The organism is Sinorhizobium sp. B11, assembly GCA_039725955.1.
Lineage (GTDB): Bacteria > Pseudomonadota > Alphaproteobacteria > Rhizobiales > Rhizobiaceae > Rhizobium.
In genome coordinates this window covers 1,849,053-1,863,296 of the sequence record CP091033.1, presented here as the reverse complement: position 1 = coordinate 1,863,296, position 14,244 = coordinate 1,849,053, and the positions used below count along the sequence as shown (strand labels likewise).

The following is a 14,244-nucleotide window of genomic DNA, read 5'->3' as shown; positions in this document are numbered from 1 at the left end:
CAGGTTCCGCATGTGGGCGACCTGGCGAAACCGTCAGGCTGTTCTTGCGGTGATTGCCATGGGTCTTTCCTTTGGCGTTGAAGCGGTTCACGCGATCGATCGCAATCCCAATCCCCGTGAGCCGCTTGCCCCACTGACTGTGCCTGAAGGGCTTGATGCCGAGAAGGTTGCACTTGGCGGATTGCTGTTTTCTGACCCTATCTTGTCGGGCATGAACAAGCTTGCCTGCGTGAGTTGCCACGACCTGACCGCCGGCGGAACCGTCAACGTCAGGCGAACGGTCGGCTACAAGGGTCGCGTTCACCGGTTTAACGCGCCGACGATTTTCAACGTCGGCAATAACTATCGGCTCGGCTGGAGAGGAGATTTCACGTCGCTCGAGGATCAGAACGAACGAATATTGCTCGACGACAACCTCATGGCCGCGACGTGGCCGGATCTGCTCGCGCGGCTACGCCAGAATCCGGCATATTCGGCCAGCTTTCAGAGCCTTTATGGCCGTCCGGTGCAGCGCGAGGACCTGCTTGATGCCATCGCGACCTTTCAGCGGTCCTTGACAACGCCCAACGCGCCGTTTGACAGATACCTTGCCGGTGATCTCGACGCTCTGTCGGAGAAGGAGCTGGAAGGATACCGTCTCTTCAAGGACCTTGGTTGCGCATCCTGCCACCAGGGGTCGAACGTCGGTGGAAACATGTTTCAGAAGTTTGGGATCTTTGCTCCTCCGCCTTCAATTGATCCCGACAACGATGGAGATCTCGGGCGCTACACACTGACTGGCGTTGATGCAGATAAAGGCGTGTTCCGTGTCCCCAGCCTGCGCAACGTTGCCGTTACGGCACCCTATTTCCATAATGGCAGCGTCTCTTCACTGTCGGATGCAGTCGAAATCATGGCTCGCAGCCAGCTTGGGCGCACGCTCAGTCAGCGCGATGTGGAGTCCCTGGTGGCGTTCCTGAACACTCTTACGGGCGAGTACAATGGACACAAGCTCCAGCCGGCCCCAGCGTCGAGCAACGATTGAATTATGGCGTATCGCCGTACTCGTCATCGGTGCATTCTGCTTCGCTCTGCTGGCAATCGGACGCGTGCCGTCACGAGACACGCACGAGGCGATACTGACGGCATTGAGGGCTATCGATGTCAATCATGCTTCGTTGCAGCGCGACGTGCTGCGGGCAAGAGCAGGGCTGCTCAGGAATTATGATCCGTTGGTCGAATCGATCGTCAACCTTCATGCTGCGCTCAGCAGGCTGAGGGCGACGTTCCCGGAAAGCGGTGTCGAGAACGTCTCCGACCTCGATCGGGAACTGACTGCGCTCGCCCAGTCGATCGACCGGGACGAGGCATTGGTCGAGCGTTTCAAAACGGACAACGCGATCCTGCAGAACTCTCTTACGATAGCAAACCAGTTGCTCAGCGAACTGCATGCCAGCACTGATCCGGCAATCCAACAGGCGCTGGGGCGGTCGAACGATCTCGGCAATATGATGATGCGCTTTGAAGCCGATCCCGGCGAGCGGCTGGCTCGTTCGATCCAGGACCAACTTGGCGCCATACTTCGCTCCGATGCCGCAAACGTCGCCGAAGTCAGAACCTATGTCGCCCATGCCCGCATGATCCTCGCGACGCTGCCGGCGGTCGATGGCACGATCGCCTCGATCCAGGCATCACAAACGCCCGTCGAGGCGCAACTCCTGCAGAAGCATTATCTCGATGCCTTCGGCGTCATCAGCGTTCGCTCGGCCTGGAGCAGGATCTTGCTGGGCTCGATCTCCGTTCTGCTGTGCATTTACGTCGCGATCCTCGTGTACCGATTGCGCAGTCAGACCAATCGTTTGACCCAGCAACTCGATCTCGAAAATCTGATAGCGGATATCAAGCAGCGTTTCAGCGATGATTTCGACTCGGTCGCGAATGCTGTCATGGACTCGCTTGTCATCGTGGCGGAGTTTTTTGATGCAAGCCGATATGCTTTCGTCGTCGTCGACACGAGTTCTCGATCGGTTGTTGAGAGTTTCGGAAATGTGGAGGCGCCGACCTTGGCCGGCCTTACCGCCCGATTTTCGGACCAGATATCGGCTTCGACCATGGCGGAGAAGCTTCACTGGGATCGCTTCTTTTACCAAAATCTGCAGCGCTCGGAGATGCAGGCACTTCCCGAAGGTTCGCTGAGTGCCGGTTCAGTCGTTGCGACGAGCATAGACGCCGGAAAAGTCGGATTGCTCTTCCTCGAACATGCCGAAATTCGCAAGAAACCGGGTAGCGACGAAATAAGATTGCTCGGGCAAGCAATCGTCGCACTCTCACATAGCTTGAGGGGAAAGCGCGAGCGCAAGGAAAGGCAGGAGCTGGAGGGACGCCTTGAGCATGCGCAAAGGTTGGAAGCAGTCGGCACGCTCGCCGGCGGCATTGCTCACGAATTCAACAACGCGCTTAGCGCAATAATGGGTTATGGGGAAATGGCGCTCGAGCTCAACCAGGCACCATCACGCACGCGCCAATATATTCAGGAGATTGTCTCGAGCGGCCTGCGCGCGAAGCACGTCGTCGATCAAATTCTCACTTTCAGCCGGAAGCGCGAGCGGGTAAGCAGGCCCTTCGACGTCAAGGAGGCCATCGACGACATCGTGCCGCTCGTGAAAATGTCGATTCCGGACACTATCCAGCTATCGAGCACTATCGCGCCGAACATGCCGGCGGTCGCCGGCAATCCGATCGAGCTTCAGCAGGTCATCATGAACCTCTGCACGAACGCCGCGCAGGCGACGGGCGAAAATGGAAGAATTCAAATTTCGGCGCAGATGGCAGAGTTTTCTACCGACATTGCCCTTTCGCATGGCAATATTACGGCCGGGCGCTATGTCCTTGTCGGCTTGACAGACAATGGAACCGGTATCGCACCCGGCCTTTTCCCGTACATCTTCGAGCCTTTCTTCACGACCCGTGTGAATCGAGGCGGAACCGGCCTCGGTCTGGCCGCTGTTCACGGCCTTGTCACTGCGATGGACGGCAGGATCGACGTGGAAAGTCGGCAGGGCGAAGGCACGACCTTCAATCTTTATTTCCCGGTGAGCGCTGCAGCACCCGTTCCTTTGGAACAATTTTTCAATGAGAGGACGGTTCCGCTTGGCAATGGCGAAATGGTTCTGCTTGGCCAGCGCGATCACAATCTGCGTCTGATGTACGAGGAAAAGATTGCCGCGCTCGGATATGAACCTGTCGGCTTTGAGAGCCTCTCAGCGCTCAAGGACTGGGTGTCGGAAAGCGCGCGCGCGCCCGACCTGATCCTTCTCGATCTCGATTTATGGCAAGTCATGCCGGACCTGCGACATATCGCCGGCGAATTCGGGCAGACCACCACGGTGTTTATCGTTGAGCCGGAGCATGCCGGTGCCGATCATCGCGTCTTTGCCGACATATCAATGTTGCGAAAACCCATCAGCTCCAACCGCCTCGCTGCTACGCTGTTCGAATTGATTGGGAACAAGCAACCGCGCCCCGAGGTCCCCCGATAGCCGGCCAGGTTTCCGGTAAAGTATTTTACCTTTGAGCGGTCGAGACTTGCTCCTGGTCGGTCAAGGCCTCGGGCCGAACCAAGAAGTAAGCACCGAGGCCCATCGTGAGCGCGCTGACGAAGAGCAGGTAAAACACATGCGAAAGCGACGAGATCGTCAAGAACGTGGCGAGCGTTACCGGTGTCAGGCCACCAAAAAATGCGTAGGAAACATTGTAGGAGAAAGATACGCCCGAAAAACGGACTGGGGGCGGAAAGCATGAGACCATGACAACGGCTGCTCCAACGGCACTAAGGCCGGAAAAGCCGATTATGGCGCTCGAAAGAAAGACCTGGGCCGGGGCTGGCGTAGAAATATTGTAAAAAGCAAAGCCGCCGATGGCCAAAAAAAGGCCTCCGACCATGAAGAACCGCGCCGCGCCGATCCGATCGAAAAGCAGTCCGCCTGAAACCACCCCGACCACGAGAGACATCGCGCTGATCGTTGTCGCGATCAGCGCAACTTGATGGTCGACATGGTGAGATCCCTCCAGGATTGTTGGGACCATCAGCGTCAGCATCACGACACTAGCCGACAGGATCCAGGTGCAAAGGACAGAAATAACGATGCTCCGCCGATAGGTCTTCACGACCACGGCCAGAGGCAGTTCGGGAACGAGTTGATTTTTTGCTGTTAGAGCCACAAACACCGGCGTTTCATGCAACATGCGGCGAAGCCGCATCCCGATGAGGCCGAAGACACCACCGAGAATGAAAGGCAACCGCCACCCGTAACTCAACATGTCGGCAGGCGGTAGAATCATCGTCGTCAGTGCCGTAAGGGATGCGCCCAGGAAAATTCCAACCCCGAGCCCGGCGCACACCAGGCCGCATGCAAAGCCCACACGACGCGAGGAAACGTGTTCGGCCGCAAATGTCCAGGCGCCGGGCACTTCCCCGCCGATCGCAATACCCTGAAATATGCGGAGGACGACGAGCAATAAGGGCGCGGCAATCCCGGCGCTCTGATAGGTCGGTAAAAGCCCGACCGCGAGCGTTGCGCCGGCCATCAACAGAATTGAGAATGCAAAGACGCGCTTGCGGCCAAACATGTCGCCGAAATGGGCAAGCACTATTCCTCCGAGAGGCCGGAAAATGTAGCCGGAGGCGAATATGCCGTAAGTTTGTATCATCGCCAGCCATGTCGGCATATCAGGCGGGAAGAACAGCACGCTGATCGCCTCGGCAAGGAAGACGAAAATTACAAAGTCATAGAATTCTAGAGCCCCGCCAGCGGACGCAAGACAAAGCATCCGAAACACGTCTCGGCGTCTTGAAGGACGGGTCGAATGCCGATTCCATTGCATGTCGGCTTCGGTTTGTTCTGAGCGGGTCAATTTCGATGCGACGCCAATTGGGCCTTGATGGAGCGTATAGGCTCCTAACGTCGATGGTACCTGCGGGAAAAGTGAAATTCGGTTACAGATGAAAGAACCGCACTATCCGAGGGCCAATTCCCCTCGAATCTGTGCCGAACGTGGCAGTTGGCTACAGATGAAATACCAAGGCAGGTTTTTGAAGCGACGGCGCAACATTTCTTCCTAACCTAGGCGTATTGCAAAGTGGTCATTCTGGCCGCGCGACAATGGGAACCCAGTCATGAAGATTCTGATCGTCGGGGCCGGCATTGCCGGACTTGCTGCGGCAAGAGCGCTCGAGCTGAAAGGATTTGAGGTCGACATCGTCGAGCGGCGCAGTATCTCCCCCACGACCGGTCAGGGCATCTTCCTCTTGGGCAATGCATCACGCGCCCTGGCAATGCTTGGGGTACTGGGGGACGTCTTTGATGTCGCCTTTCCAATCGAGGCACAGAGAATTTTGACGTCACGCGGTGTCGTCATCAATGATGTCGCCACCCAGACGGTGTGGGGCGACTGCGGTCCCTGCCTCGCACTGCCGCGGCACAAGCTGATCGATGCGCTCCAGGCGTCGATCAGCACGACGAAAGTGTCCTACGGTACCTCCGTCACCGCGGCCCGGTTGCGGGATGGCATCAGAGAAGTGCACTTCAGCGATGGCAGCATCGACGAATACGACCTCGTCATTGGCGCTGACGGAATTCGCTCGGCCGTGCGAGAATTCGGTTTTGGCGGGAGGACACCGCGCCCCCTCAGCATGTCTTGCTGGCGTTTGGTGGTCGAAAACCACAATCAGGTGGACGCCTGGACGGCTATGCTGGGAAAAGGACGGACGCTCCTTGCCATACCTCTGAGCCGCTCCGAGCTCTATATCTATGCCGACTGTCCGGTGGAACAGTTCGGCGATGGATCGATTGGCGTTCTCCGGGCACGCTTTGCCGACTTTGGCGATCCGCTGGGCTCGATCATCGCTGCTCTCGACGATAAGGTCACTGCCCACACTGCAAGACTTGAAGAGATTCCAGCCGGTCGTTTCATTGATCAGGGGCTTGTGCTGGTCGGCGACGCTGCGCATGCCTCTTCGCCGAGCATGGCTCAAGGCGCGGCGATGGCGCTGGAGGATGCGATCGTGCTTGCCGCCTGCCTGGCTCAGAATGGTCAAGTCGCGCAAGCCCTGGAGGAATTCTACAAGCGGCGAAAGGGGCGTGTCGAATGGGTCCAGCAGCAATGTCATGCGCGCGACAAGTTGAGAGGCGCGGCAGATATTGTCCGAAATCTGGTGCTTCGCAACTTCGGAAACGCGCTCTACGCGCGGTCCTACCGGCGCCTGGCACAGAGCCTTTAGATCGATCGCCCAGCGGTTCTGAGAGAGCATTGAGGGCGCTGTTTGTTGTCGGCTGTGCAGCGCTGGGTAGCGTCGCCTCTCTGGCAGATGCTCTCTCACGCGCGGAAGAACATTGCTTGCGCCCATCGCCGGCAATGCATGATGAAATGAGATTTCACGGCTCGACCCGAACAATCAAACCGACGAAAACACGCGTCGCGCTCTCAAGACAGCCCTTCGCATTGCCAGCCGTTTGGGGCTCCTAACAGTCGACAGCTGGCGCTATCACCAGTTCTGCGATCAGGCCGCCGTCCGGCCTGTTTCGCAAATTGAGGCTTGCTCCGAACGTCGCGGCTAACTGTTGGGCGATCGCCAGACCGAGACCGCTGCCGGGAATTCCCTCGCTGGCGATCTGGCCGCCCCGCACGAAAGGCTTCTTGACAGCCTCCAGCAGTTCGTCGGCGATCCCCGGCCCCCGGTCCAATACGGTAATTATGATCTCATCGCGATGTGAGCGGATGGCGCTGACCTCGGCGGCTCCCGCGAATTTTAGCGCGTTATCGATGAAGTTCGAAAGGCTTCGTCTCAAGGCCCGCGGCTTGGTCACGATCGGACCGGTAACGGAATTGGCGATGGAAACAGTCCGGCCAGTGTCTTGATAATCAAGCACGAGGCATTCGATGAATGAGCGGAAATCGACAAGTGCGAAGCCCTCTTCATTCGCATGCGCATTCCTGGCATAGGCAATGCCTTCGCGGACCAGCCGCTCAGTCTCATCCAGATCTCTGAGGAGCTTTTCCTTTTCCGGAAAATCGCTTGCCAATTCAGCGCGCAGTCGCATGCGGGTAATCGGGGTCTGCATGTCGTGGGAGAATGCCGACAGAACCTGTATGCGCTCGTCCAACTGTTGCGAGATTCGGTGTCGCATGGCGTTGAAGGCTTTCGCCACCGCGGCAACCTCAAGAGGGCCACCCTCTTTCAACGGTTCGCCCGGGCGATTTGGATCGAGCGCCTCCACTGCCGCAGTGATTTGGGTCAGCGGCAAAATCGACTTTCTGACGGCGTAGGCAAACATGCCTGCAGACACCAGCAGGAAGACAACATGACTTGCAATCATAGTCATCGCCGGTCCCATGGTCTGGCGTTCTGTGTTACCGGCTACGAGAATCTTCCGAGGGGGCAAAATCTCGGGCGGGGGAGGCGAAACAGCATCTGAGCCGCTGCTCTCCAGCATCCCCGTCCCATCAGCGCTTGCCTCTTCCCGCGTGACCTGCAGCGGCGTCTGCCGATCGTCGAGCGCTGCAAGTTCGGTCGGTACGGCTAACACTTGTTGTTCGACCCCGTTCGGCTGGGCTGGGTGCCGCACCTCGTTGTAGAGGCCGACCGCCAGACCGCCATGAGCAAAAACGAGACCGACGGACAGGATGAACAGCAGCCGCCCGCGCAAGGTTCTTGGCGGTACGCGCCATGCGGCGTCGGTGGAAATTGTGGTCACAGAAGAACGAAATCGCCCGGTCATCGGTTTCTCTTCAATGCGCTTGCTGGCAAACGGATGAAAGACTTGTCCATCTTCAGACGAGAAGCAGGGGCCAAGTCGCAGGGAGAAGTGCTGCTGCAAAACCGCAGCATCGTTTCAGTTCTCTGGAAATATGTTTCGTCTGTAATGAAGTACGCCGCAGAATTCTTGCGGCAGCAAAGTATAGGGCCATCGACAATCAACCCGTTGCGACAACCTAGACCAAAGTCTAGTGACAAGTGAATTGCCGTCTAGTGTCGATCCCTGCTGCGAGGCCCTACCTCAAATATGTCTTCACACCGGAGCGCCAAGCACTTTCGAAGCGACCGACGAGAAGACCTATCGTAACCCCCTACGGAGATTTTCCGATGAACCGCGTTCTTAACCTCGCCGCCGTCGTCCTCGTTTCCTCGTTCGGCTTCGCAACTGTCAGCCACGCAGAGAGCCTTGACATGAATGCCCCGGGCCCTCTCGAAAACACCCTTCGCACCTTCTCGTCCGATTTCGACGTCCACGTACTTGGTAACTGGGACCAGTCGCCCGAGCATACCACACGTGGGTCGTCCGTTTCGGATCGCTCGGAGAACGCCATTCAGGGAATTCAGGCTGCCATTGAAGCAAATGGCCCGCTTGTCGCAAGGCTCGAAAGAGATGGCGTGAAGGTCTCCAATATCGTCGACGCAGAACAGGCTGCGGACGGCGGCATGACGTTCTATTCTCGTTAATTGCTGGTGCGGCGGGTGTTGCCGAAGCATGGCAGCACCCGCTGCAGCAAGGGTATGACGGCAGAAAGGGGGACGGGCAGCGACCCGAAATCCTTTCCTGTGCGGCGGGCAGCAAGATCTCATCGCCCGCGGAAAATGCGGGCGACCGTGATCGCCTGCATCCTGGAGCGGAGAGGCCAGGTCAATTCGGTCGGCGGTTCTCTGCGCGACCTGACGAGACCAGCCGAACACGGAGAGTTTGTGCTCGGTCCCATCCTTGTGGCGCTTGCAGGCAGCCGACAGAGATAAACTTCTAAATGAGAAGGGCGCCTCATGGGCGCCCAGCTAGTGCTTGTGATTTTTAAGCGAGTGTCGCAGCTCAGAGCGGCCTGACGTTTTCCGCCTTTGCCTTGCCGGTCTTGCGGTCCTGGCCTACATCGTAGGAAACGCTCTGCCCTTCCTTCAACCCATCGCCATATTGAAGCGCGGTGACGTGGACGAAGATATCGGGTCCGCCCGTCTCCGGCGTGATGAAGCCAAAGCCCTTATCCATGTTGAAAAACTTAACCTTGCCAGTCGGCATGACGTCCTCATGTGTTTGTACGTGTTGCGGGGCGGCAACCTAGCCCTCGCCTTCCGCGAGATCAACCCGGTTTGAACCGTTGACCGACCTGTCATCCTCATCTGTCGGCGATGGCGCGATGGAGCCCAAAGCGGTGCAGAAGATCGCAACGGCGAAGAGTGCCATTCCCCCATGAACGAAATAGGCAAGGCTGTAGCCGCCAAGATCCGTCAGCCAGCCGGCGACAATATTGCTGAGAGACGCGCCGATGCCCTGAACCGTCATGACGGCGGCCAGACCGACATTGAATCGCCCGGTGCCTGACAGGATACGCTCTGCGGCGATCGGTGTCGCGATGCCGATGAGGCCTGCACCGACGCCGTCGAGGATCTGGACTGGAAAGATGGCGGCAAAGCTCGTGAAGGTGCCGGCGATCAGGCCTCGAACAGGCAAGGCGGAAAGCGCGATGATAAAGACGGTGCCAAGGCCGAAGCGACGGATCATCAAGGGGGCGGCTAGGGCCATCGCGATCATGGACAGTTGTGACACCCCTGTCGTGACCGCGGTGGTTCGGAAGGGTGTGCCGAGCTGGATTGAGAAATCCTGGGCGATCAGGCGGCTGATCGGGGCGTTGCCGAAATGGAAGACCATCAGCACGACGGCGAGCAGGACGAGACCCTTCTTGGCAAACAGAACGGAGAAGCCGGAGGGACCAGGCGCTCCGTCGTCGTGCGCAAGACCGCGGGCGGCCTCATGGTCGATGCCGCGCGGATCGACCGCAAGAACAGCCAGAATGGTCGCTGTGGCCGTCATTACCATCATGGCAATGACGCCCTTCAGCCCGAAAGCGAGCGACGCGAGATAGACCCCAGCAAGCGATGCGACGTTGCCGGCGTGGTTCCAGAATTCGTTGCGCGAGACCTGCCCGGAAAAGCGGCGTTCGCCGACAAGCCCGAGCGTCAGCCCCATGAGAGCGGGGCCGACGACCGCCCCGACGATTGCGGTTGCCGATTGGCCGCCGAAGACGGCGGCGTTGCCGGGGCTCGCAAGCGTCCAGAGAGCGGCAGCCGTCACCAACAGAACCGGCAGGATGATCAGCGTGCGCTTGCGATGCGTCGCGTCGACCCAGGCACCGAAGAATGGCGTGGCGACCATGCCAAGCACGCCACCGATCGTGGCGACGAGGCCAAGCGCCATAGGTGACCACCCTCGGGTGGCGAGGAAGCCGTCGAGAAAAGGTCCGAGACCGTCGCGGGCGTCAGCCAGGAAGAAGTTCAGGACGGCAAGCGCCAGAAGTGAGCGATCCTTGGCGAGCGATGCGGGCATCGAAGGCTCCGAGAGAGGCGAGGTTTTGGGCTTCAACGGGAAGCAGGCGACGGAAAACGGATGCTCTCGGCAAACGGTTCCGCTGACGCCCAATGGAGGGTCCGCGCGTCCTGCGGGCCGGCGTCCCTTTCGCGTCATCTTGGAAGGAGCGGTTCAATGTGGATTTCAATAGATAATGGGCGCACTCTCAGTGTGCCTTTGGCTTGCATTCCACAGTTCTTGAACGCGACATCGGATCAGCTGCGCAAAGTTCAGGTCAGCCCAATGGGCCCTGGACTGACCTGAACGAGGATATCTCTATTAGCGACTTACTGCAGGGACGCGGCGACCGGCCGCGATCCGTTGGCAATCCTGGGGCGGTCCTGCTCTAGAGATCCAGGCGGAAATAGACGCCGTTGCGATGTGGGCGATAGTAGCGATCACCGTAGTAACGGTCACGGTATCGCCAGCCGCGATCGTCCCGCCAGCGCCGCTCTGCGCGCCAATCCCGATAGTCGCGATCTCGATAGTAGCGGCGGTGATGCCAGCCATACCGGTCGTAATCACGATGATGGCGGTAGTGGCGGTGCCGGACCTGAACGACCGCGCTCTTTTCCACCGATGCGGACGGCGCCGCCGATCGAGGCATCGCCGCTGCAGGCTCTGCCGCGACCAAGGCCGAGCCGAGCGAGAGAACGGCTGCCACGGCAAAATGAGTGATTTTCATAGTTTCTCTCCTTGGTAGTTGTGACCAAGGCTGGCCCCTTCGCCATGAACTCCTTCTGAAGACGCTCTTCAGCTTAGGTTCATGTCAAAACCGCAGCCCGCGAGCGGCGCGTGAGATCGGTATTGTGAGAGAGCTCTCATTTTGCGTCGCGAACGCCCCAATTTCGCGCTTGGATATGCCGCTGCGGCGTGGTGGCCACCAGAATTCCGTTTCCCATCTTTTTTAAGGGGCGCCTTTGCTCCCACCGCCAGCACATGAATGGTTTTCCCAGATTTTTCATGGGCTTCGCATCTCGTGTGAGATATAAAACCGATTTATGGATACAAAACAAAATACTTGATAAAAAAAACTTGTCAGAATAGCTTCTTCAAAAATCAAATTCAATAAACGAGGAACATTCATGCGAGCTAAGGCGACCCTGAACAGGGAATTCACCATTTCGAACGTCGATAAACGTGTCTACGGCTCCTTCCTGGAGCACATGGGCCGCGCCGTTTACACCGGGATTTATGAGCCGGGTCACGAAAAAGCTGATAAGGACGGATTCCGTACCGATGTTCTTGATATGGTGCGCGACCTGGATATGCCGATCGTACGCTATCCGGGCGGCAACTTCGTCTCGGCCTATCATTGGGAAGACGGCATCGGCCCGCGCGACCAGCGCCCGACGCGTCTCGACCTTGCCTGGCGGACTCGCGAGACCAACCAGATGGGCATCAATGAATTCGCTGACTGGTCGAAGCTCGCGAAGACCGAGATGATGCTGGCCATGAACCTCGGTTCGCGCGGCCTGAACGATGCCCGCAATTTCCTCGAATATTGCAACCATCCTGGCGGTACATATTGGAGCGACCTGCGCGCCAAACACGGCTACAAGGACCCGCACAATGTGCGGATCTGGTGCCTCGGCAACGAGATGGACGGTCCCTGGCAGGTCGGCCATAAGACCGCGACCGAATATGGCCTGCTCGCCAACGACGTCAGCAAGGCGTTCAAATATTTCGACAAGACGCTCGAAACCGTCGTCTGCGGCTCGTCGAATGACAAGATGAAGACCTATCCCGAGTGGGAGGCGCAGGTTCTGGACGCAAGCTATGACAGCGTCGACTACATCTCGCTGCACAAGTATTTCGGCAACGAGGAAAACGACACGCTGAATTACTACGCCAAGGCGATCGAACTCGACCGCTATATCGTCACGATCGGCGGCGTCATCGACTACATCAAGGCGAAGAAGCGTTCCAAGCGCGACGTGAAGATCTGCTTCGACGAATGGAACGTCTGGTATCACGACCGCAAGGAAGACGATCAGCGCTACAAGAACTGGGACTGGCCGGAGGCGCCGCCGCTCCTGGAAGAGCTCTACAATCTCGAGGATGCGATCTTCGTCGCCTCGCTGATCAACGTCTTCATCCGTCGTTCCGACCGCGTCAAGATCGCCTGCATGGCACAGCTCGTCAACGTCATCGCGCCGATCCTGACCAAGGCGGGCGGCCCGGCCTGGCGCCAGTCGATCTACTATCCGCTGCAGTTTGCTTCGAAGTACGGCCGCGGCACTGCACTGGCGGTGTCTTCATCCGGCCCGACTTACGATTGCGAAGTCGCACAGGACGTTCCCTATCTCGATCTCTCGGCCGTGCTGCATGAGGATGGCAAGAGCATCGCGCTCTTTGCGATCAACCGCAGCCTCGATGAGGCTATCGACCTCGATGTCGACCTGCAGGGCTTCAAGGGCGTCAAGGTGGTCCAGCATCACGCGATGGTCGGCGATGACCTGAAGGCCCGCAACTCCGTCGAGGATCAAAACCGCATCGTGCCGAAGGCAGGATCCGGCCTGCAGGTCACCGATGAAGGCAGGCTCACCGGGTCGCTGCCGGCGAAATCCTATCATTTCATCCTGCTGTCAGTCGCTTCGGCATGAGCTGATCGCTATCGGGGCAGCGGAGGAGGCTGCCCCGTTCGGACTGCCAATCGGGAGGATGTATGTCTGGGATAAAACTGACTGATGTCAGGAAGTCGTTCGGCTCCTACGCCGTCATTCACGGCGTCGATATCGAGATCGAGCAGGGCGAGTTCGCGGTTTTCGTCGGCCCCTCCGGCTGCGGAAAGTCGACGCTGCTGCGAATGATTGCAGGGCTTGAGGAAACGAGCGGCGGCCAGATCAGGATTGAGGATGAGGACGTCACCCACAGGGAAGCGTCGAAGCGCGGCGTTGCCATGGTCTTCCAGTCCTATGCGCTTTATCCGCATCTTTCGGTGTTCGAAAACATGGCCTTCAGCCTGTCGATCGCCAAACGGCCGAAGGCAGAGATTCAAGCGAAGGTGAAGGCGGCCGCCGATATTCTTCGCCTGACCGACTATCTCCAGCACAAACCCAGCCAGCTCTCTGGTGGTCAGCGCCAGCGCGTGGCGATCGGCCGCGCCATCGTGCGCGAACCGAGGGTTTTCCTGTTCGACGAACCGCTCTCCAACCTCGATGCCGAATTGCGCGTGAAGATGCGCATGGAAATCGCCCGCCTGCACCGCCAGATTGGCGCGACGATGGTCTATGTGACCCATGATCAGGTCGAGGCGATGACGCTCGCCGACAAGATCGTCGTGCTGAAGGAGGGTGTCGTCCAGCAGATCGGTGCACCCCTGGAACTTTACCGCAATCCGCAGAACATGTTTGTCGCCGGCTTTATCGGTTCGCCGGGCATGAATTTTCTGAAGGGCAGGGTCGTGTCCGCTGGCCAAAGCTCTGCCCGTGTCGAGCTCGACGACGCGCCGGGCCAGGCCTTCGACCTGCCGACACGCAGTCCGGTCGCCGAGGGCGCAGCCATCAATGTCGGCGTGCGGCCCGAGCATATCGGCCTTGGCGCCTCAAATGGCGGCCTGACGCTGCCTGCAACAGCCGAGTTCACCGAGGAGCTCGGTGGCACCGGATATCTTCACGTGTTGACCGCAACAAATGCGGAAATGACGGTCGAGTGCCGCGAAAGCAGGCCTCAGCCGAAGGAGAAGATCAGCCTCTCCCTGAGAGTGCCTGAAATGCTGGCTTTCGACGCCGAAGGCAGAAGGCTCAGTTGATTGAAACGGAATCCGGATCGGATCCGGCGACCGAAAGAAATGCAGGACATCTGATCGCGCGCCTTTGGAGGAGGTTCGCGGCGAGAGACGCCCCGTGCCGCGGGGTGACCTTAACCCATGCTT

11 protein-coding genes and 2 pseudogenes are annotated in these 14,244 nt (G+C 58.6%); 8 read left to right on the top strand and 5 right to left on the bottom strand.

Annotated features, from left to right (window positions below; all coding sequences use genetic code 11):
- Positions 1-10: 10 nt before the first annotated feature.
- Together LVY75_08445 and LVY75_08440 are read left to right on the top strand one after the other, a co-directional pair.
- Positions 11-1,024, top strand: a complete 1,014-nt coding sequence (locus LVY75_08445) for a c-type cytochrome (protein XAZ20148.1) — start codon at positions 11-13, stop codon at positions 1,022-1,024.
- A complete protein-coding gene (locus tag LVY75_08440) occupies positions 981-3,518 on the top strand; it encodes a two-component system VirA-like sensor kinase (protein XAZ20147.1) in 2,538 nt (845 codons plus the stop codon). The genes LVY75_08445 and LVY75_08440 overlap by 44 nt, the downstream gene beginning before the upstream one ends.
- A gap of 25 nt (positions 3,519-3,543) precedes the next feature.
- On the opposite strand, the gene LVY75_08435 is transcribed toward LVY75_08440, so the two are convergent.
- Positions 3,544-4,809, bottom strand: a complete 1,266-nt coding sequence (locus LVY75_08435; GenBank protein ID XAZ21363.1) for an MFS transporter — start codon at positions 4,807-4,809, stop codon at positions 3,544-3,546.
- Positions 4,810-5,155: 346 nt separating this feature from the next.
- Here LVY75_08435 and LVY75_08430 point away from each other — a divergent pair, with 346 nt between their 5' ends.
- Complete coding sequence (locus LVY75_08430; GenBank protein ID XAZ20146.1) at positions 5,156-6,259, top strand: FAD-dependent monooxygenase; 1,104 nt, start codon at positions 5,156-5,158, stop codon at positions 6,257-6,259.
- A 241-nt stretch (positions 6,260-6,500) separates the two neighbouring features.
- Here LVY75_08430 and LVY75_08425 read toward each other — a convergent pair whose 3' ends face one another.
- Complete coding sequence (locus tag LVY75_08425; GenBank protein XAZ20145.1) at positions 6,501-7,856, bottom strand: ATP-binding protein; 1,356 nt, start codon at positions 7,854-7,856, stop codon at positions 6,501-6,503.
- A gap of 266 nt (positions 7,857-8,122) precedes the next feature.
- Between LVY75_08425 and LVY75_08420 the strand changes: the two genes are divergently transcribed.
- Complete coding sequence (locus LVY75_08420) at positions 8,123-8,479, top strand: hypothetical protein (protein XAZ20144.1); 357 nt, start codon at positions 8,123-8,125, stop codon at positions 8,477-8,479.
- Positions 8,480-8,620: 141 nt separating this feature from the next.
- A pseudogene (locus LVY75_08415) lies at positions 8,621-8,767 on the top strand (replication initiation protein RepC).
- Positions 8,768-8,837: 70 nt separating this feature from the next.
- Here the strand turns inward: LVY75_08415 and LVY75_08410 are convergent.
- Together LVY75_08410 and LVY75_08405 are read right to left on the bottom strand one after the other, a co-directional pair.
- On the bottom strand, positions 8,838-9,041 hold the full coding sequence (locus LVY75_08410) for a cold-shock protein (protein ID XAZ20143.1): 204 nt from the start codon (positions 9,039-9,041) through the stop codon (positions 8,838-8,840).
- 39 nt (positions 9,042-9,080) lie between these two features.
- Positions 9,081-10,346, bottom strand: a complete 1,266-nt coding sequence (locus LVY75_08405) for an MFS transporter (GenBank protein XAZ20142.1) — start codon at positions 10,344-10,346, stop codon at positions 9,081-9,083.
- 156 nt (positions 10,347-10,502) lie between these two features.
- Here LVY75_08405 and LVY75_08400 point away from each other — a divergent pair.
- A pseudogene (locus tag LVY75_08400) lies at positions 10,503-10,717 on the top strand (DUF2442 domain-containing protein).
- On the opposite strand, the gene LVY75_08395 reads toward LVY75_08400, so the two are convergent.
- Positions 10,714-11,052 carry a hypothetical protein gene (locus LVY75_08395; protein XAZ20141.1) on the bottom strand — a complete coding sequence of 113 codons (339 nt, stop codon included), beginning with the start codon at positions 11,050-11,052 and terminating at the stop codon, positions 10,714-10,716. The pseudogene LVY75_08400 and the gene LVY75_08395 overlap by 4 nt on opposite strands.
- A 400-nt stretch (positions 11,053-11,452) precedes the next feature.
- Between LVY75_08395 and LVY75_08390 the strand changes: the two genes are divergently transcribed.
- On the top strand, positions 11,453-12,973 hold the full coding sequence (locus LVY75_08390) for an alpha-N-arabinofuranosidase (GenBank protein ID XAZ20140.1): 1,521 nt from the start codon (positions 11,453-11,455) through the stop codon (positions 12,971-12,973).
- 62 nt (positions 12,974-13,035) lie between these two features.
- The gene (ugpC, locus tag LVY75_08385) at positions 13,036-14,121 is read left to right on the top strand and encodes a sn-glycerol-3-phosphate ABC transporter ATP-binding protein UgpC (protein ID XAZ20139.1); all 1,086 of its coding nucleotides are present in this window, start codon (positions 13,036-13,038) and stop codon (positions 14,119-14,121) included.
- The last annotated feature ends 123 nt before the right edge of the window (positions 14,122-14,244 follow it).